Annotated in this window: 21 protein-coding genes; all 21 read right to left on the bottom strand. The window is 37.8% G+C overall.

Annotation, left to right across the window (positions count from 1 at the left end):
* Positions 1 to 14 precede the first annotated feature (14 nt).
* The 21 genes from H0486_RS07815 to H0486_RS07715 all read right to left on the bottom strand — a co-directional run bounded on the left by H0486_RS07815 (position 15) and on the right by H0486_RS07715 (position 19366).
* Complete coding sequence (locus H0486_RS07815) at positions 15 to 1616, bottom strand: DUF342 domain-containing protein (RefSeq protein WP_228352467.1); 1602 nt, start codon at positions 1614 to 1616, stop codon at positions 15 to 17.
* Between the two features lie 69 nt (positions 1617 to 1685).
* Positions 1686 to 2453: a FliA/WhiG family RNA polymerase sigma factor gene (locus H0486_RS07810; protein ID WP_228352466.1), complete on the bottom strand. Its 768-nt coding sequence runs from the start codon at positions 2451 to 2453 to the stop codon at positions 1686 to 1688.
* A 42-nt stretch (positions 2454 to 2495) separates the two neighbouring features.
* Positions 2496 to 2756 (bottom strand): hypothetical protein, encoded by a 261-nt coding sequence (locus H0486_RS07805; RefSeq protein WP_228352465.1) that lies wholly within the window; start codon positions 2754 to 2756, stop codon positions 2496 to 2498.
* 19 nt (positions 2757 to 2775) lie between these two features.
* Entirely contained in the window at positions 2776 to 3261 is a 486-nt protein-coding gene (locus H0486_RS07800) for a chemotaxis protein CheD (RefSeq protein WP_228352464.1), read from the bottom strand.
* Between the two features lie 9 nt (positions 3262 to 3270).
* Positions 3271 to 3891, bottom strand: a complete 621-nt coding sequence (locus H0486_RS07795; RefSeq protein WP_228352463.1) for a chemotaxis protein CheC — start codon at positions 3889 to 3891, stop codon at positions 3271 to 3273.
* 98 nt (positions 3892 to 3989) lie between these two features.
* A complete protein-coding gene (locus H0486_RS07790; protein WP_228352462.1) occupies positions 3990 to 4454 on the bottom strand; it encodes a chemotaxis protein CheW in 465 nt (154 codons plus the stop codon).
* 12 nt (positions 4455 to 4466) lie between these two features.
* On the bottom strand, positions 4467 to 6554 hold the full coding sequence (locus H0486_RS07785; RefSeq protein ID WP_228352461.1) for a chemotaxis protein CheA: 2088 nt from the start codon (positions 6552 to 6554) through the stop codon (positions 4467 to 4469).
* Positions 6555 to 7643: a chemotaxis-specific protein-glutamate methyltransferase CheB gene (gene cheB / locus H0486_RS07780; RefSeq protein ID WP_228352460.1), complete on the bottom strand. Its 1089-nt coding sequence runs from the start codon at positions 7641 to 7643 to the stop codon at positions 6555 to 6557.
* Between the two features lie 42 nt (positions 7644 to 7685).
* Entirely contained in the window at positions 7686 to 8447 is a 762-nt protein-coding gene (locus H0486_RS07775; RefSeq protein ID WP_228352459.1) for a flagellar brake protein, read from the bottom strand.
* An 84-nt stretch (positions 8448 to 8531) separates the two neighbouring features.
* Positions 8532 to 9410, bottom strand: a complete 879-nt coding sequence (locus H0486_RS07770; RefSeq protein WP_228352458.1) for a MinD/ParA family protein — start codon at positions 9408 to 9410, stop codon at positions 8532 to 8534.
* Between the two features lies 1 nt (position 9411).
* The gene (gene flhF, locus H0486_RS07765; RefSeq protein ID WP_228352457.1) at positions 9412 to 10623 is read right to left on the bottom strand and encodes a flagellar biosynthesis protein FlhF; all 1212 of its coding nucleotides are present in this window, start codon (positions 10621 to 10623) and stop codon (positions 9412 to 9414) included.
* Positions 10623 to 12656: a flagellar biosynthesis protein FlhA gene (gene flhA, locus H0486_RS07760; protein ID WP_228352456.1), complete on the bottom strand. Its 2034-nt coding sequence runs from the start codon at positions 12654 to 12656 to the stop codon at positions 10623 to 10625. Before flhA ends, flhF begins: the two co-directional genes overlap by 1 nt.
* Before the next feature lie 29 nt (positions 12657 to 12685).
* The gene (gene flhB / locus H0486_RS07755) at positions 12686 to 13810 is read right to left on the bottom strand and encodes a flagellar biosynthesis protein FlhB (protein ID WP_228352455.1); all 1125 of its coding nucleotides are present in this window, start codon (positions 13808 to 13810) and stop codon (positions 12686 to 12688) included.
* Positions 13811 to 13825: 15 nt separating this feature from the next.
* Positions 13826 to 14593, bottom strand: coding sequence for a flagellar biosynthetic protein FliR (gene fliR / locus H0486_RS07750; protein ID WP_228352454.1), 768 nt, complete (start codon positions 14591 to 14593; stop codon positions 13826 to 13828).
* Positions 14590 to 14865, bottom strand: a complete 276-nt coding sequence (fliQ, locus tag H0486_RS07745; protein WP_228352453.1) for a flagellar biosynthesis protein FliQ — start codon at positions 14863 to 14865, stop codon at positions 14590 to 14592. The genes fliR and fliQ overlap by 4 nt, the downstream gene beginning before the upstream one ends.
* A gap of 16 nt (positions 14866 to 14881) precedes the next feature.
* A complete protein-coding gene (gene fliP, locus H0486_RS07740) occupies positions 14882 to 15715 on the bottom strand; it encodes a flagellar type III secretion system pore protein FliP (protein ID WP_228352452.1) in 834 nt (277 codons plus the stop codon).
* 12 nt (positions 15716 to 15727) lie between these two features.
* Positions 15728 to 16195, bottom strand: a complete 468-nt coding sequence (locus H0486_RS07735) for a flagellar biosynthetic protein FliO (RefSeq protein WP_228352451.1) — start codon at positions 16193 to 16195, stop codon at positions 15728 to 15730.
* A 1-nt stretch (position 16196) separates the two neighbouring features.
* Positions 16197 to 16559 carry a response regulator gene (locus H0486_RS07730; RefSeq protein WP_228352450.1) on the bottom strand — a complete coding sequence of 121 codons (363 nt, stop codon included), beginning with the start codon at positions 16557 to 16559 and terminating at the stop codon, positions 16197 to 16199.
* Positions 16560 to 16603: 44 nt separating this feature from the next.
* Positions 16604 to 17806 (bottom strand): flagellar motor switch phosphatase FliY, encoded by a 1203-nt coding sequence (fliY, locus tag H0486_RS07725; RefSeq protein WP_228352449.1) that lies wholly within the window; start codon positions 17804 to 17806, stop codon positions 16604 to 16606.
* A 6-nt stretch (positions 17807 to 17812) separates the two neighbouring features.
* Complete coding sequence (fliM, locus tag H0486_RS07720) at positions 17813 to 18793, bottom strand: flagellar motor switch protein FliM (RefSeq protein ID WP_228352448.1); 981 nt, start codon at positions 18791 to 18793, stop codon at positions 17813 to 17815.
* A gap of 66 nt (positions 18794 to 18859) precedes the next feature.
* Complete coding sequence (locus H0486_RS07715; RefSeq protein ID WP_228352447.1) at positions 18860 to 19366, bottom strand: flagellar basal body-associated FliL family protein; 507 nt, start codon at positions 19364 to 19366, stop codon at positions 18860 to 18862.
* Positions 19367 to 19368 lie beyond the last annotated feature (2 nt).

Genomic DNA, 19368 nt, shown 5'->3' with positions numbered 1-19368 from the left:
ATCTTATCCAATTCTCAAAGGGGTACTACCTTTATGTCAGCCTGATCTCGAATGAATTTACTATGATGAATTTCATCACGTACATAATAAACCACATTAGATATTACCATCTTTGTACCAGGATATACTACATCAGATATTTTTATCATACCGGATTCATTATTACTCATCTCTATTCTTAATTCATCAAGACGCTTTCTGGCTTCCCTAATTTGTGTCTCGAGTATTATATTGCTTTGAGTAATCTGCTTCAGGAATTGTCTTTTTTCATCTGTAATTGGAACGCCCATCGTTAATTTCTTACGGAAATTGCTTAACCCCAGTGCCATTCTTTCCTTCTCAGCAGTTAGGGAAACAAGCTTCTTTTCCAGTTCTCTGGCTTCCTCCGATATTCTTGGATCGATACCCACTTCAAGTAAAGTGATGGTTCCCATGTGAGAACCTGCAGTTTTCACGGCGATCATAGTACCGGATCGAATTTCTCCTCCAGTAACAAAGCCTCTCCTTCCACCTACGGAAATATCCCCTTTTGCAGATACTTTACTATGAAGAATGGATTCTGTTGTAATATAGCCTCCTGCAATTACTTCAGAATTCTCTATAAACTTCGTTATAATATTACCGTTTGCTCTCAGGACTCCTTTATTCATACCTTGAATTCCACGCTTTAATACTATCTGTCCTCCGGCTTCTAGATAGGCGCCTTCCACTACGCCGTTTACTTCAATATCTCCCTTTGCCTTCACAGAAAAGCCGGTAATTACATTACCTCTGATAACAACGTTACCATCATATTCTATATCACCTGTGGAGGAATCCACATCCGCAGGTACCTCATAGGTATCTGAAACAAATACTCTTCCGTCGGTCAATGTAACATGTCCATCAACCTGGGAATACAACCTAAGTCCATCCTCTGAAAGATAGACTTTATTACCATGTCGAAGTGTTCTATTATTAACCTTTGCCGGTTGAATTACATTGCCACAAACATCAATACCCGGCTTACCGTAATCAACCGGTGTAAGTGTAGCCAGCAAATCATTCTTTCGGCAATGGCTGATCATATCCAGCTTATGGAAATCAACGGAGCCGTCTTCATTTGTCTTAGGTTTTAATGTTAAGTCCGTATTAAAATGATAGGTAATAACAGCATCATGTCCCTGTACTGCGGGAGTTGCTTTCGCCAATATGTAATCCGTACAATACTGCCTGTTCTTTAGAAAATCTGCTATTGCAAACTCATCCAGGCCATATTTCACTCCACTACGTACCAGTTCGTTAACGATGTCTTCCTTGGTTAATAGCTTTCCTTTCTCTGTCGGCGGGTAAAACCTTGCTTTTGCTGCCATACGGTCATCATCTATAATTACTCTGATACGCTCATCAACCGGAGAAAGAGCAACCGTTGTGAGTCGTAATTCCGTCTCCTTTTTCCCTTCGGCTAGTGCTTTACTAATAGCGATTTTGTCGTATTCATATATTTTCATGTCAATCAGATAGGTACTGATATCCTCAAATAATACCGACTTGCCTCCTGCTTCTGCCGGAAAGATTTTAAGGTATGTTCCATCTGTTTTTATTGCTAATTGAAAATACCCATTCTTACCATTCATTTTTATCCTCCCATCATATAGTCCATTACCCTCGCAATGGATATTGATTTGTATCAGATTGTATGATGATTAATAACTAGTCAAAAGTTCGATATTACTGCCAAGTTTCATTTTCATTTTCTGTAGCGCTTTTGTATGTAATTGGGAAATTCGCGACTCCGAAACTTCCAGAATTTGGCTAATTTCCTTTAAAGTTAATTCTTCGTAATAATAAAGTATAATCACTTTCTTTTCTTTCTCGGTTAAGGTTTCCAGTGTCTTTATTAATATTTCCTTTAACTCCTGTTTCTCAACTATTTTATCTGGCTGATCATATTCCGCAGTCAGATTTTGCTCAACCTTTCCTTCCGTCCCCTGATCCATAAATTCATCCAAAGAAACCACGTTGGTTACCTTGGTCTGATATTGCCAATTCTCAAGTTCCTCAACAGAGATATCCAATTCAAGAGCAACTTCTTCATCATTGGCTGCTCGTCCATACTTTGCTTCTAAACTCTGATATGCTAAATCTATCTTACGTTGCTTTTGTCTGATGCTTCTCGGAATCCAGTCCATTTTACGAATTTGGTCAAGTATAGCTCCACGAATACGAAGTGAGGCGTAGGTTTCGAACTTTACGCCTTTATTATAATCGAATTTATCTATCGCATCAATTAATCCAAAAGTACCATATCCAACCAGATCATCGTATTCTACATTATAACCAAGATACATACTCAATCTGCCTGCAACCAACTTCACTAATCCTGCATATTCTATTATGATTTTTTCCTGGAGCTCGGGAGTTCTTTTCTTTGAATACTCCTCCCATAGCTTTTGTTTATAATCAGTATTCATAGTGCCTCCTGAAATAGAACTGACTTATTATGCAGAAGTAAATCATTGTACCGGTTGTTGCTCTTCTTCCGTCATCTCTTCAGTACTTTCTTCGCTTTTTTCTTCTTCTGTGTCTGACATCTTACTAATTATTGTTTTCACAATTATAATTTTTATGATAATTCCAATCAAATAAAATATAAGAAGAACGACAAGCAATCGTTGCAAGCTTGTTACTAACTCCACTTGATTCACAATATTAATAATACATGTTACTAAACCAGCCAATAGCATAATAATTGGGGGTATAAATCTTTCTCGCATCAAATCACCTGCCAACCTTTTATAATATTTTACGTTCTTTACCAACAGATTTGATTAACAATTCACCGGTTTCCGGATAGAACTCAATCGTTCGACCATAATTTAAACCGGTGTCCTCAGCACGAATGGGAATTCCTAGTTGTTGAAGTTTCAGTTTCGTTGCTTCAACATTTCGTTCTCCAATTCGCATCATATCACTGTTATTACTAAAAGCGAACATTTGGGCACCGCCCGCAATCTTCGCAATCAATGACTTTCTGTCCGCTCCAATTGTCAACATCTGTCTTATCAATTCATCAATTCCAGTATCAGCAAACTTCGCTTTATTCTCATTATTCAGTATTTTCGTACTATCAGGCAGCATAACATGCACCATGCCAGCAATTTTCTTAATTGGATCATACAAAACGATTCCAACACAGGAACCAAGACCTAATGTAGTAATTGCATTCGGAGAGATACATACATTTAAATCTGCCATTCCGACTTTTATCATTTCACTCATGCAATCACCTTATAATCCTAATGATGACAAAATCTTTCCGTATGAATTTATAGTAGGTATTAATATAAAATAGCCATTAACTTCTCTAATTTCATCTCCGAATTCTGTCTCGATTAGCAGCGCCTTATCACCTATTTTCCCAAACTCAATTGCAGGTACACTCAATATCGCTCCTGCCATGTCAATTGCCATATAAGGCACACTAGATGTAATAACGATATTTGTTAGTGTTGCCAAAGATGAAAGGTATGCGCCTGCTATAATATTACCGATTTCGTTCAGTGCGGATAGTTCCATTTCTGTAAATTCACTGGAAGTGTTCTCATCTGTATTCCCTAAGAGCAGATTTACTAAATGTCTAGAGGCATCTACATCCATCATGAACATCATCATTCCATCAATTTGTCCCTCTAAGGTAAATAAAATGCCGACCACCAAATTCTCTGCCCCACCGACAATATCGGAAAGTTCTTTAAACTCCAATAGTTCTACGTTCGGAACCTTCATATCGATTTTTGCGTTAATCATCTGAGAGAGTGCTGTTGTGGCATTCCCCGCACCAATGTTACCAATTTCACGAAGTACATCATATTGCATATTATCTATTTGGTTTAAATCAATATGGGACACAAAACATACACCTCACCTTCTTAATCGAAAATATTAGCATCAACTCATCAGGAATTACAGGGCCACCTGCAATTCCTGATTTATCACATTTCCGCAAATTACGCAGAAGCTTCCTTCTCATTAATAATAGAGGGAATATTTAACAGGTTAATTAATTCCGTACCGTATTTACCGATTCCACTGCTGTAGTTTCCTTTTTGATCCTTCTCATCGTATGTCATTTTTTCAATATCTGACACATCTAAAGTAATGACCTCTCTCACTTCATCAACAATTAATCCTACCGGTGCTGCTTGTGGGTCTGGCTTTACTATGATGATTCTTGTGCGGTGAGTGAACTCATCGTCATCTTTCCCCAGCTTTTTTCGTAAGCTCATTACAGGAACAACATCACCTCTTAAGTTAATGACACCCTTGAAATAAGACTGCGCCTTTGGTACTCTTGTTATATTCTGCATAACGATGATGTTCTCTATGTATTTAATACGAATACCATATTGCTCGTCCCCAAGCTTTACAACAATATACTGTTTCGTTACTGCTGCTGTTGTTGATCCATCCATTGTCTGCACCCCCTATACTAATGAATTAACATCAAGAATTAAAGCAACCTCGCCATTACCAAGTATGGTTGCGCCACTAATTATTTTATGATTTTTAATATACTTGCCAATCGATTTTATAACAATTTCCTGTTGACCAATTAACTCATCTACCAGCATACCAGCCAGTCTGTCACCTTTTTTCACAATTACAATCAGTAGCTCCTCTGGAGGATTTTCCTGTTCTTTGCAATCCAAAATATTGCCTAAGCGGAAAATTGGAACTATCGATCCTCGCAGATTAATAACTTCCTTACCCTGTATGGTCTTGACCTCGGAGGCCGGTATGTTTTCTACTGTTTGAATGCTGCTTAAGGGTAATGCATACTTTTCGTCACCGATAATAACCATAAGTGCCTGTATGATAGCAAGCGTTAACGGTAAGCGAATTATGAAATTCGAACCTTCTCCAAGCTTTGTAATCGCTTCAATCTCACCACCAAGAGCCTCTATCTTTGTTTTAACAACATCCAGGCCTACGCCTCTACCGGAAACATCCGTAACCTTTTCAGCCGTAGAAAAGCTAGGTTGAAATAGAATATTAATGATATCCTTATCCGTCATACGTTCGGCTTGTTCTTCGGTTATCGTTCCCTTTTCAATTGCTTTCTTCTTGATCTTCTCGGTATTAATACCGCCTCCATCATCCCTAACCTCGATGACTACATTATTACCATCCTGATATGCATCAAGATAGATGGAACCCACCGGATTCTTTCCAGCCTTTTCCCTCTCTTCATTACTTTCGAGACCATGATCAGCAGCATTGCGAAGCAAATGCATTAACGGGTCACCGATTTCATCAATTACAGTACGATCCAGCTCAGTATCTTCACCAGTCATATATAATTCCATTTCTTTACCAAGCTTCTTCGATAAGTCACGAATCATTCTCGGGAACCGGTTAACAACACTTTCAATCGGAACCATTCGAGTCTTCATAACAGATTCATGAAGATTGGTTGTTACACGCTCCAGATACTCTATCTGCTCATGAAAGCCTGTGTCCAACATAATATCCTTGGACGAGCTTATGGAAATAAGACCATTTTTCGCAATGATTAATTCACTGACAAGATTCATTAGTACATCCAGTTTATCAATATCAACACGTACCGAACGATTCGCTACCGGTTTCGGTGCTGCCTTAGCATTAGGTGCAGCTCCTCCTGCTTTTAATGATCCGGCCTCTTTCGCTGGCTTCGGTACAGATGAACTTGTCTCATCCTGCTTAATTACTTCCGTAATGCTTGCTACATCTGTATCTGATAAGTGGATATAATCAGCCACTACTTCCTTAACTTCTGAAACATCGGAAGCAATTTGAGCAAGCTTCTGTGGGGTTTCTTTTGTTATAATAAATGCCGAATAATCAAAATCATATTTTTCATCTTCCAGATCCTGTGCACTGGGGCTAAGCTTTATTATCTCACCGTATTCTTCCAGAGTACGATTTATCATAAATGCTCTTGCACCCTTTAACACACAGTATTCCTGAATATAAATCGTAAGACCAACAACATTGAGATCCATCATCCCGGCCTTTACAATGGCCTTTTTCTCATGCTCCTCAATCTTAATGTTTTTGAACTTCATTTTCTCTCCACCGGCAACAGGGGCACCAACTGTGTCAGTCGATTTTACATCAGCCTTATTATCTTCTACCGGCTTACCTAGTCCTGCATTAAGGAAGTTATTCAAAGCGGTAATGATATCTTCATTATCCTCTTCTCCTTCAGTTGCATCATTCTGTATATTAGCAAGATATGCTTCCAGAGCATCCAATCCCCTGAATAAAATATCAACAAGCTCAGAGGTTGCTTTCATCTTACCATTCCGAATTTCCGAAAATACATTCTCCATATCATGGGTTAATCGTTGCATTCTCTTGTAACCCATCGTACCAGCCATTCCTTTAAGGGAATGAGCCGCACGGAAAATCTCGTTAATCGTATTCTCATTCTCCGGCTCGCGCTCAAGTATTAAAATGTGTTCGTTTAAGTTCTGTAAATGTTCTTTCGTTTCATCAATAAAAATCTCAAGATATTGGCTTACATCCATTTAACACACCCCCACGTTCTTTATGATGGCATCAGAAACTTCATTTAATGCTACCACTTCATCAACCAGACCCGCATCCTTAATAACCTTAGGCATACCATATACAATGCTTGTCTCTTCATTCTGTGCAATCACATAAATATTTTGCTTTTTACTTAGCTTAGTAATTCCGGCGGTACCATCACCGCCCATTCCAGTTAGTACAACACAGGTAATTTGATCAAAGTCAGTGTCAACCAGAGACTCATACATAATATCTGCACATGGTAATAGTCCATGTCTTGGGGCTTCTTTCGATAAAGCTATACTGTGTCTTCCATCATCCATTTTCCTAAGTCTCATCTGATATCCGCCCTTCGCAATGTAAACCGTTCCTTTACTTAAGATATCACCATCTTCTGCTTCCTTCACTGTAATCGAGCTTAAATCATTGAGCCGGTCTGCTAAGGATTTTGTAAAGCCTTCTGGCATATGCTGTACAATTAAAACACCCGCATTCAAATTCTTGGGTAGCTTTGGAATAACAGTATGCAATGCCTTAGGCCCTCCGGTGGAACAAGCCAAAGCAACCAGCTTATTTGTACATTGAGTCGATTTTATATGATTTTTTTTGTGTGATGGTAACTTACTAGTTTGATCAGGAACAGCCTTCTCCGGTAGTTCATTCGAGGTAGAGCTTTCATCTGCCCTAGTTGCAACAGCCAGACACTCTAATATACGGTCAGAAAACGTATTACTCTTAACCTCCAGATAGCTATCCGGTTTTGTTACAAAATCAAAGGCACCCAGTTCTAAGGCTTGAATTGTCTCTTTCGCATCGCTTTTTGTTACATTACTTACAACAATTATGTTGGCTTGTATTTTCTGTCTTTTAAGCTCTGCTAACAATTCCAAACCATTCATTCTCGGCATATTGATATCAAGAAGAACAGCGTCAAATTCATATCCTCTGCTTTGTAACAGGAATAAACCATCCAGACCGTTTGAAGCAACTTCCGTAACTTGAAATCGGCTGTCTACATTTATTATATCAGAGAGAACCCTTCTCATAAGTGCAGAGTCATCTATTATTAAAATTTTTTTCTTCATTTATAACTCAAACCTCTCATCCCGTCTTTCTTACATCCTAACCTAAAGCTTTTCGTTCTTACGGCGTTGACGTTCCTGTTCAAATATGTATTTTATCAGAAAATCTCGATCCTTTTGTAGGATATCAGAAAATACAGCACGTTGCTCGTAAATATCTGATCGGTTTTCAAGACGATTAGAGGATATTATATCCACATTTAATTCCAGCTTTCTCAATTCACCACCAGCAGTAAGCTCAAGTCTTAACCGGACATTATCACTGGGAGAATGATTCATTGATGAATTAAATCTTACTCCTCCACCACTTAAATCCGTTATGGAGGCCGGTAACCATTCCAGATTGAAATGATTCAACTTTTTTCTGCATTCTGATCGTTCTTCGGTATTACGGAAATCCCCTAGTTTTAACTTGTTTTCCAATATTCTTTCTTCTATTGTTATGATACGATATTGGATGGGTATCACACATTCCAGTCTGTAATATTGACGTCTTTGATATTTTTCTAATTTAGTCATAATACGAACTACGGATACAATCGTATTATTTTCTCTGTGATTACTTAATATAATACAGTTACATTGATACAATCCCTTATTGGTATAAATACATAGATTATAATATTCGCCCACTTCCAATATAATCACTTTACCATAAATAATTGGAGCAGCAATATGAATGATGTCCGTATCACCAATATTAACCAATTGGCTAATCAATGTTCTAACATTCGGCAATGGTTTGCCATTTCGGTCCAACTTCTTTACATCAATTTTATCCCCTAATGTTAATATATCGCGAAGCATGCCATTCCTCCCAGGATTATATATTTTTGATGAGTTGCTACGAAATCTGTTATTTCTTAGAGTGATAGACCAAAATCAAATTCACTATTTAATTCTAGATCGAAGTAAGTTAGTAAATAATTGAGCAATACCTTTTTTCTGCATCAGACTATCTGTTGAGTTAGAACATAAATCATCTGCAATGGAAGTAAGCGTTTTCGAAAATTGTGAATTCGGATACACCAACATTGCTGGCTTCTGTCTCATTACTGCCTTTGAAACAGATGGGTCCATTGGCAATGCTCCAAGGTATTCCAGATTTAAGTTAAGGAATTTACCAACTACCAGACTTAGTTTATCATATAGCTCTTTTCCTTCCTCATAGGAATCTGTACGATTCGCAATCATTTTGATTGTGGTATCCTGTAGTGTAATATCTGTTTTTCTGTTTAACGTCTTGAGTAATGCATAAGCATCTGTGATTGAAGTAGGCTCCGGTGTGGCAACTAATAATACCTCTGAACTGGCACCTACAAACTCTAACACAGAATCAGCTATGCCTGCACCGGTATCAACAATAATGATATCAGCACATTCATCCAATTCCACCAGCTTCTGAATTAGATACACAATTTGATCTCTGGACAAATTTACCAATTCCTGTATTCCAGAACCACCGGATATAAATCCTATATTTTCTGGTCCCTTTGTAATTACTTCATTCAATGATTTGCCATGAAACATAAGGTCTGCCAGATTAAGCTTTGGACGTATACCCAGCATTACTTCTACATTAGCAAGGCCAAAATCAGCATCCAGTATGACGACTCTATGACCAAGTCTCTGTAATGCTATCGCTAAGTTTACGGAAATACTGGACTTTCCTACTCCACCTTTTCCACTGGTTACTGTAATAACACGTGCAACAGAGCGTGGTGTCGTACTTTCCTTTACCATTCTTCTGAGTTTTTCTGCCTGATCCATGTTATTGCCCCCTTAGAAGTTGCTTAGCGATATTTTGAGCATCCACTCGTGATATGTCATCCGGGACATTTTGTCCAAATGTTGCATAGGATAAAGGAGCATTCGTTAACATACGTATATTCAACAGATTACCGATTGTGCTCGTCTCATCTAATTTAGTGAATATTAAGTTGTAATTTACTATCTCAGAATATGCCTCGGTAATCTTTATCAAATCAACGTATTTTGTTGTTGCACTTAATACAAGGTATATCTCCCGTTCCTCTTCCGGGATAGTATTGATCAAAGTTTCAACGTCATCTCTTTGTTCCTTACTGCGATGGGAGCGTCCAGCTGTATCTACGAAAATAATATCATAATCAGAAAATTCATCTCTTGCCTGTTTCATTTCCTCCGGTGAGTAAATCACCTTAAGTGGAACACCTAAGATGTTCGCATAAGTCCTTAATTGTTCCACAGCAGCTATACGGTAAGTATCCGCTGTTAGAAATGCAACCTTAGCTTTCTCATTTACTTTAAACTTTGATGCAATCTTTGCAATTGTTGTCGTTTTACCTACACCAGTAGGGCCGATAAAGAAGATAAACTTTGGCTTTTGATCCACATTTAATTCAATCGTTTTGGGTTGCCCCAGCTTAAGTATAATCTTCTGATAGATACTCGCTAAAATATTATCCAAGGATGCATCCTTTTTTAAATTGCACTCAATCTCGGCAATGATCTGGTTCGCATATTTTTCATCTACCTCATTCGTTACCAACTGATTATATACGAGCTGTATGAAAGCCAGATTGTTATTCTTCTCCGCTTTATCATCCGTTTTCTCTTGATTTTCCTTTTCCTTTTCAAGCATCTGTTTTTCTAAAAGGCTCTGCAAATTATTAAGCTTCGCTTCAATTGCAGAAGGCTCAGTAATCGCCGGAGCACTTGTTTTAAATGTCAACTGATCCGGCTCATCATCATAGATGATGTCCGGATTGGTATTTTTTCTCTGAACAGGGTAAGAAGGTGCAGTTTTCGGTTTTTCATTCTTATAGGATGCGTTATCATCAACAGCGGCAGTAATTTCAACCAATGGTTTTTTAAATATTTTGTAAAATCCCTTGGGTGATATCGTTTTTATATTCATTACGATAGCATCCTTACCTAGCTCCTCCTTGGCAAGCATGATAGCCTCTGTTTCTGTATTTGCTTGAAACTTTTTGATAATCACTATACTGTCACCATCCCTACAGACTGTAATTCTACATTTGAATCAATCTCATTATATGATACCACAATTAAGTCTTTAAAATAATCCTGAGTCAGCTTCTTAAAATACATACGCACGATTGGTGAAGTAATAATAATCGGATTTTTCCCCAATTCTTCGAGTTTATGTACCTCTGTCTGTACCGACTCGATAATCTCTCGAGTTATGCCAGGATCAAGGGCAAGATATGCACCCTGTTCTGTTTGTTTTACAGATCCCATGATTTCCTGTTCAACCTTTGGATCCAAGGTGACTACGCTTGTCATTTCACTGGAAGGGAAATACTTATTTGATATTGCACGTTTCAGACTTTGTCTTACGTATTCTGTTAATACATCTGTATCCCTTGATGTCGGAGCATAGTCTGCCAGAGTTTCAAAAATGGTAACCAAATCACGAATGGATATACCCTCTCGAAGTAAATTCTGTAACACTTTTTGAATTTCACCAATATTAAGTAGTTTAGGCACCAATTCGGATATCAATGTCTGATGTGTTTCCTGAATATTATTAACAAGATTCTGTACATCCTGTCTAGTAAGCAATTCATACAGATGCTGTCTGATAATCTCTGTAAGATGCGTAGCAATTATCGATGGTGGATCAACTACAGTATAACCTAATGTCTCAGCACGCTCACGTTGTGCTTCGGTTATCCATATAGCAGGTAAATGGAAGGATGGCTCGAAGGTAGGGATTCCTGTAATTTCTTCCTCCACATAACCCGGATTCATTGCCATATAATGGTCGAATAAAATCTCACCTTCACTTACCTGTATTCCTTTAATTTTTATAATATATTGATTTGGATTCAACTGAATATTGTCCCTTAAACGTATCATGGGAACAACACAGCCAAGCTCCAAGGCAATTTGTCTTCGAATTAATACAACACGGTCTAACAGGTCACCACCCTGATTCGTATCTGCCAATGGTATGATACCGTAGCCAAATTCCAGTTCAATTGGATCAACCTGTAATAAGGAAGTTACATTCTCCGGCTTACGTATTTCATTTGCAGAGGCTTCTTCTTCAGATATTTCGCTCTCAATGGATGTAACCTCAAGCTTATTCGCAATTACCCGTCCTGTTAAAATAAATACCACGCCATAGGCAGCAAACATAATAACGTTAAGTGGTGTAACTATACCAAGCACAATCATACTTGCGCCAACCATGTAGAGAACCTTCGGAATTGAGAAAAGCTGTTTTATGAGCAGATCTCCAAAATCCGCTTCCTTGGATACTTTCGTAACCAGAATACCGGTAGCTAAGGATATCATCAAAGATGGTATCTGGCTTACTAAACCATCACCAATGGTCAGGATTGCAAAATGCTGAAAGGCATCTCCGGCAGACTCTCCCATATAAAGCATACCCATTACAGTACCGCCAACCAAATTAATGATTGTGATAATTAAACCGGCAATTGCATCTCCCTTAACGTACTTTGTAGCACCATCCATGGAACCAAAGAAGGCTGATTCCTCTTGTATTTTCTCACGGCGCTCTTTTGCCTGAGCGTCGGTAATGGCACCAGTATTCAGATCCGCATCAATTGCCATCTGCTTACCAGGCATGGCATCCAGTGTAAATCTGGCTGTAACCTCAGCAACACGCTCAGATCCCTTATTAATAACCATGAACTGTACCATAATTAATACGATAAATATAATAATACCAATTACCAGATTTCCGCCACCGACAAATTTACCAAAGGTAGTAACTACATTACCTGGCTCGCCAGTAGATAAAATAAGCTTCGTACTTGAGATATTCAGTGATATACGGAAAATCGTCGTAAACAGCAATATTGTCGGAAATGCCGACATATTAAGTACTTCCTTAGTGAACATCGAATTAAATAAGATTACCATGGATATGGATATATTTAATGCAAGCATAATATCCAGAACCGTAGAGTTCATGGGTATAATCAGGAATATAATAGCGGCTAATATATAAAGTCCGACAAATAAATCATTTTTTTTCATACCCACACCTCCTTGTCTTATAATGTAAGCTAAATCTTTCCTTTCAGTCCATATACATAAGCTAGCACCTCGGCTGTCATCTGATACAGCTCCGGTGGTATCTCCGCTCCGATCTCTACATTATAATAGAGCATTCTGGCAAGCGGTTTATTTTCAACAATTTCAATGTTATTTTCTTTCGCAATCTCTTTAATTTTTTGTGCCAGGAAATCGGCACCCTTCGCAAGAAGTATCGGAGCTTGTGCAGAATCCTTATCATATTTGATAGCTGCAGCGAAATGAGTCGGGTTCGTAATAACAACATCTGCCTGTGGTAAGGCTTGCATCATTCTTCTTTGAGATACTTCTCTCATCTTTGTACGAATACGACTTTTGGTTTGAGGATCACCCTCCGTATTCTTAAACTCGTCCTTGACTTCTTGCTTCGTCATTCGCATTTCTTTCTTGAACTTAATCTTCTGATAAATAAGATCTCCAAATCCTATTATTAAAAATAACATACTAATTTTAAAGCCTAAATCGATTACCATATTGCCGATCAGCAATATAGCCTGCTCAAGCTTCATATCGTATAGAATCAATAATGTTTTCCATTCATTCTTGAGAGTATTATAAGCAATATAGGAAATGATTGCAATCTTTATAACTTCAATTAGCAGCTCAACGATCTTATCCTTAGATATGAGCTTTTTAAATCCGTTGATCGGATTTAGCTTACTAAACTTAGGCATCATCGGTTTAGCGGTTATCTTCCATTTTACCTGAAATATATTAACAACGATGGATACGATAACAGCAAAGGAAAATATCGGCAAACAGGTTATGATGATGGTCTGAATTGAATCAGAAAGAATACGCTCCGCAGTATTTATCGTAAACCCATCGCCAACAATCCGATCTATACCGCCAAAGGATTTTCTGTATGCATTTACAAAGTTCTCTCCGATAAAACCAACAAAAAGCTTTAACACAACAAATAGAACCATTAAGCTAGACGAAGTGATTAATTCCTTGCTTCTTGCTACCTGACCTTCCTTACGGGCATCCTGTAGCTTTTTGGTGGTCGGCTCTTCTGTTTTATCATCATTTGCAAAAAACTGGAGATGATATGGCATGCGATATGCTGCATATTTTATCTGATCAATATCAATCATGGATTCTTCCTCACCCTATCGTAATAGTTCCACTGATGATTTCAACATGGAAATCATCTCATTAAAAATAAAATCAGCTACCGACGGTATTAGTTCTATTATCATAGCCAAAACTACGAGACCTACAAATATTTTTAATTGGATACCAATTACGAACATATTCATATTTGGAGCGATCTTTGCAAGAATACCTAATATAGAATTCACAATCAATATAGCAGCAAATACTGGAAGTACAATTCGAAATCCAATAATAAAATAATCTGCCATAAAATCAACCATTAATTGATATATATTCGGATGAAAGACAACCTTACCAACCTTAATCAATTCAAAGGAGTCCACAATGGCCCGGATAAAAAAATGATGCATGTTGGTTACCAACATCATAATCATGATTAAATATCCATAAAAATTAGATGTGATTGTTGTCTGAATATTCGTTATTGGATCCAACTCATTCACCATGGAAAATCCGATCTCCATGTCAATTATCTGGCCGGCATATGCAATAATATGATAGGCAATATTAGCAAATAGCCCCATGATTGCACCAGCAAGCGCCTCCTGCACAGTAATGACCGCAAATCCAATCACTCCGGTATATTCGGGAGCTTCATAAGGAATTGTATAAAAAATAATTCCTGCAAGGAAGATGGATATTCCAACCTTCACCCGATTAGGCATATTCTTCAGCGAAAAAAAAGGAGCCGTATAAATGAAACCGGTGATCCTCACAAGTATGAATAAATAAAATTCAAAATTTTCAATTGCAAATGTCATAATATATCAATGTAATATCCAAAATTGGAAAATAACTCTATCATAAATTCCTTGATTGAGGTCATAATCCAATTGCCAAATAACATAATACAGAGAAATACCGCAATTAATTTTGGAACAAATGTGAGGGTTTGTTCTTGAATTGAGGTAACCGTCTGTAATATGCTGACAATTAAGCCTACCACTAACGAGGATAGCAACATGGGAGCAGCTACTTTTAATACTAAGAATAATGCTTGTTTCGCTATATCAATGACGATGATCTCATTCATTTTTTATCATCCCCCGTCAGTAAAATGTTTTCACCAGTTCCCCAATAATCAGATTCCAACCATCTGCAAGTATAAAAAGTAGAATTTTAAATGGCATAGAAATCATAGTTGGGGGCAACATCATCATACCCATGGACATGAGCGTTGAAGCTACGACCATATCGATTATGATAAATGGAATATAAATTAAGAATCCTATGATAAAAGCGTATCTTAATTCACTAATAATAAACGACGGAATTATTACAGAAGTCGGTATATCCTTCTCTTCATTCACTTCCGTTATTCCGGCTATATCTAGAAAAAGCTTTAAATCTTTTGTGTCTGCCTGTTCTAGCATAAAAGTACGTAACGGAGCAATAGCCGCGTCCATTGCTTCATCCTGTGAAATTTCTCCTGCAGAAAGAGGCTTTATAGCAGTATTGTTAATCTGAGTTAACACAGGAGACATAATAAAAAATGTTAATAGCAAGGATAGCCCTATCAAAATCTGATTGGGTGGGGTTGTCTGTGTACCCAATGCTGATCGGACAAAATGCATTACTATGATGATTCGCGTAAAGGATGTCATCATAATCAGAATGGAGGGTGCTAAGCTAATAACAGTCAGCACTAGAAGAATCTGCAAAGTACTAGCTAGTGATTCTTCATCCTCATCTGTGTTTAATGTAAACTCCAATGGCCCCAAGGTACCACTTAAATTGTTTTCGCCTTCGGCAGTTTTTACCGTATCTTTTGCTGTTGCAGCATTGGCATATCGGCCGTTAAGAAAAGTAGCGATACAAATCGCTAACAGGATAACGATTACTGCCGGCTTTCTGCATAAGCGTTTTCTTACAAGTGTATTCATTGGTACCAACCTTTACTTTTTATTCCTCAGTTTCTCTAGAATCTTCTTAAAATCAGGTCTTTCAACGGGCTGATCCTCCCGAAGTAATACCTCATCTTCATCTAGTTCAGTAATAAAATTAATGTTATCTTTTGTGATTGCAATTACCACATACTTATTCCCAATTTTTACAATCTGAAGCAATTTATTCGGACTTAAACGATAGGAATCAATCGCTGTAAAATTACTGTTCTTCATTTGACCCAGCTTAATATTTCCTACATATTTAGTGGTATAGTATGCGGCTACTAATACTATAATCAATACAAAAACCAAGCCTAGTAATTGCCATAAATTATCTGCAGTCGATAATCCTACCGGCGTATCCCTGACAGCCTCTTTCACAGCCTCTGCCTCATTCGAAGCTTTATCCGTAGATTTCATGCCTAATTCATCAACAACATTTAGCATTACCAGCGCAGTTTTCCCGGATAATAACATGTTAACCCACTGCTTTCTTTACTGCTTCCAATACTCTATCTGCCTGGAACGGCTTAACAATAAAATCCTTTGCTCCTGACTGAATTGATTCAATAACCATTGCCTGCTGTCCCATAGCAGAACACATAATAACATTGGCACCGGGATCAGATGCTTTGATCTTCTTTAATGCTTGGATACCATCCATTTCCGGCATTGTGATGTCCATCATAACCAAATCCGGCTTTGTCTCTAGGTATTTGTCCACTGCTTTAATTCCATTCTCAGCTTCACCGGCAATATTGTATCCGTTCTTGGTCAAGATATCCTTAATCATCATTCTCATAAACGCTGCATCATCACAAATTAATACACTTTTCGCCATAATAATTCTCCTATCTTATAATGTATAATGATTCTTAATTATACTTAATTCAACTGTTTTTGCTTAGTAATTTCCGTTACCCTAATACCAAAAGCTTCTTCCATTACTACTACTTCACCTTTGGCAACGAACTTACCATTGACTAACACATCAATGGGTTCACCCGCTAAACGGTTTAATTCGATAATAGTTCCCGGTGAAAAGTCTAATATTTCTTTTATTGATTTACTGGTACGACCAAGCTCAACTGTCACCTCAAGCGGCACATCCATAAGTAAATCTATATTCTCCGGCTGAACCACACCATTCATAGTCGGTGCGAAAGGTGTAAATTGAACCGGTTGTACATTTACATCCTGCATTGGCTGCATCATATATGGCATAGCACCCGGCATTGCATTAGGATATCCCATATTAGCGTAGGGATTATATCCTGGCTGTTGTTGTGGCATAGGTGCAGGCTGCGGTGCAGGCTGTGCTGGTGCAGGTGCTGGTGGCGGAGTCTGAGGCTTTCTAGCATTAGTCTCAAGCGGTGGTCTGGTAGGTATATCCGGCTCTGCTGTAGTTGCCTGAATAAACTGCTGATATAAATCTCTGGCAAAATCAAAGGGATATAATTGCATTAGTACACTGTCTACCAGATCTCCGATTTCCATATGGAAGGAAACTCTTACGAAATCTCCTTTTAAGAAATCAGCAATATTCTCTCCACTGACATTCTCATATAGATCAACTATTGATGCTTTCGGAGGACTAATATTCACTCTCTTCTCCAGCATGGAAGAAATTGATGTGGCTGCCGATCCCATCATCTGGTTCATCGCTTCACTGATTGCACTCAGATGCAGTTCTGTTAAGTCCCCATCGATATTCGTTCCATCACCACCCATCATTAAATCGGTGATTATTTTAACATCTTTTTCTTTCAATATCAATATATTGTTACCGTCGAGACCATCCTCATAATAGATTTGTATAAATACACATGGTCTATCGTAACTATTAACAATATCTTTCCACGTAGCATACTCAACTACCGGAGTCGTAATTACAACTCTTTGATTTACTAAGGAAAACAGTGTTGTTGCTGCTGTTCCCATACTAATATTGGATATTTCACCAATTGCGTCCTTCTCAGCGTTAGTCAGTTGTTCTGAAGCGGTGCCAGAATTGCTTGTGCTTGTATCTTCTGATCCCATGCCGCCCAGTAAAGCATTTATTTCTTCTTGAGATAGCATACCATCCATAGCCTGTTACTCCTCTCCTCTAATTATTGATGAAATTTTTACCGCGTAGGTTCCAGATGATGAACCCGGTAATGCGGTAAATTTATGTAGGTTACCGACATAGACGGCCAGTTCATCTTCAGCTTTTGTGTTCAACTTAATTATATCTCCACGCTGCATATTAACAAAGTCGTTGACTGATATCATGCTTTTGCCTAATACCGCTCTGATTGGTACTCTTGCTTTTGAAATAGCAATTTCGATAACATCCTCATAGGATAAATCGTCACTCATCTGCATTGTTGAGTACCAGTACTTGGTATTCAACTTATCAATTACCTTTTCCAACGTAACGTATGGAAGACAGATATTCATCATTCCTTCAATGTTACCAATTTTAATATTCAATGTAACAAGAGATATCATTTCACTAGGAGCAATAATCTGCGCAAATTGCGAATTTGTTTCTATTCGCAGAAGTCTCGGTTGTACCTGAATTACATTTGTCCACGGTTCCCGAAGTAAATTTGTACAAACATAAAATATACGCTCTATAATTGTCAATTCAATCTCTGAGAAATCCCTTAGCTTATCTAGAGGATATCCTCCGCCACCCAACATTCGATCTACAATCGCGTAACCCAGATTATCTGCCAGTTCAATAATAATATTACCCTCAAGAGGAGTAAAATCAATGATTCCTAACAATACCGGATTTGAAAGAGCATTCGTAAATTCTGAATAGGCTACTGCCTCGGAATTCACTACCTCAACCTGAACATTCTTTCTAAGGTATGCCGGAAGATTCGTTGATAACAATCTAGCATAATGTTCAAAAATTATATTCAGAGTACGCAAGTGTTCTTTTGAAAACTTGGAAGGTCTGGCAAAGTCATAATTTTTGATCTGCTTTTCCGTCGTTTCTTTATAATCATCTGCATCCAGCTCTCCACTACTTAAAGCTGCAAGCAAATTATCTATCTCATTTTGGGATAAGACATCGCCCATTGTCATTACCTCCCTGACATACTAGTAACATAATAACACAAATTAAGAATAAAATCATCATTTTTCTTATTGCAGTAAGAAATTACCGAAGGAAACATTAACAATGAAATCAGACTGGAAATACTCCTGAATTCTTGTTAAAACCTGCTGTTTAATCTCATCCTTCTTTTCGCTTACTTCTGTTACTGTGTATTTTGAAAATTCCTCAGTTACAATTTCTTTAATTTCGTTCTCATTCTCTTGTATCTTTGGTTGTAATGCCTCTGTATCCTTATGCTTACTGTTTATTGAGAGTGATACGGTTACTAACGCAAAATGACTTTCGCCGTCATCGCTTTTCAGATTAATCGTTAATTTGTCATCCAATTCATGTACAACGATATCCGATACCGCAATGGCAACATCTCGATTCTCCGGCGACTCCAACTCCAAATCAATTATGGATGCCACCTTAGAGACTAATTGATTGGTCTTGTTGGATGTTGGTACTATGACAAATACGATAACTGCTGATAAAATAATGTTAATTAATGACATTGCCATAATAATTATTGTTAGTATATTCTTTTTCATTA

It is taken from the genome of Variimorphobacter saccharofermentans, assembly GCF_014174405.1.
Classification (GTDB): Bacteria; Bacillota; Clostridia; order Lachnospirales; family Lachnospiraceae; genus Mobilitalea; species Mobilitalea saccharofermentans.
This window is presented reverse-complemented; position numbering and strand designations above follow the sequence as displayed.

Excerpts from the sequence above, each read along its gene's own strand:
- cheB (WP_228352460.1), bottom strand. The coding sequence starts at position 7,643 with ATGAAGAAAAAAATTTTAATAATAGATGACTCTGCACTTATGAGAAGG.
- H0486_RS07805 (WP_228352465.1), bottom strand. The coding sequence starts at position 2,756 with ATGCGAGAAAGATTTATACCCCCAATTATTATGCTATTGGCTGGTTTA.
- fliM (WP_228352448.1), bottom strand. The coding sequence starts at position 18,793 with ATGGGCGATGTCTTATCCCAAAATGAGATAGATAATTTGCTTGCAGCT.
- H0486_RS07715 (WP_228352447.1), bottom strand. The coding sequence starts at position 19,366 with ATGAAAAAGAATATACTAACAATAATTATTATGGCAATGTCATTAATT.
- H0486_RS07790 (WP_228352462.1), bottom strand. The coding sequence starts at position 4,454 with ATGGATGGATCAACAACAGCAGCAGTAACGAAACAGTATATTGTTGTA.
- fliR (WP_228352454.1), bottom strand. The coding sequence starts at position 14,593 with ATGACATTTGCAATTGAAAATTTTGAATTTTATTTATTCATACTTGTG.
- fliY (WP_228352449.1), bottom strand. The coding sequence starts at position 17,806 with ATGGATGGTATGCTATCTCAAGAAGAAATAAATGCTTTACTGGGCGGC.
- H0486_RS07775 (WP_228352459.1), bottom strand. The coding sequence starts at position 8,447 with ATGCTTCGCGATATATTAACATTAGGGGATAAAATTGATGTAAAGAAG.
- H0486_RS07815 (WP_228352467.1), bottom strand. The coding sequence starts at position 1,616 with ATGAATGGTAAGAATGGGTATTTTCAATTAGCAATAAAAACAGATGGA.
- H0486_RS07810 (WP_228352466.1), bottom strand. The coding sequence starts at position 2,453 with ATGAATACTGATTATAAACAAAAGCTATGGGAGGAGTATTCAAAGAAA.
- flhA (WP_228352456.1), bottom strand. The coding sequence starts at position 12,656 with ATGAAAAAAAATGATTTATTTGTCGGACTTTATATATTAGCCGCTATT.
- H0486_RS07785 (WP_228352461.1), bottom strand. The coding sequence starts at position 6,554 with ATGGATGTAAGCCAATATCTTGAGATTTTTATTGATGAAACGAAAGAA.
- fliQ (WP_228352453.1), bottom strand. The coding sequence starts at position 14,865 with ATGAATGAGATCATCGTCATTGATATAGCGAAACAAGCATTATTCTTA.
- H0486_RS07735 (WP_228352451.1), bottom strand. The coding sequence starts at position 16,195 with ATGTTATTATCCGGGAAAACTGCGCTGGTAATGCTAAATGTTGTTGAT.
- flhB (WP_228352455.1), bottom strand. The coding sequence starts at position 13,810 with ATGATTGATATTGATCAGATAAAATATGCAGCATATCGCATGCCATAT.
- fliP (WP_228352452.1), bottom strand. The coding sequence starts at position 15,715 with ATGAATACACTTGTAAGAAAACGCTTATGCAGAAAGCCGGCAGTAATC.
- H0486_RS07770 (WP_228352458.1), bottom strand. The coding sequence starts at position 9,410 with ATGGATCAGGCAGAAAAACTCAGAAGAATGGTAAAGGAAAGTACGACA.
- H0486_RS07730 (WP_228352450.1), bottom strand. The coding sequence starts at position 16,559 with ATGGCGAAAAGTGTATTAATTTGTGATGATGCAGCGTTTATGAGAATG.
- H0486_RS07800 (WP_228352464.1), bottom strand. The coding sequence starts at position 3,261 with ATGAGTGAAATGATAAAAGTCGGAATGGCAGATTTAAATGTATGTATC.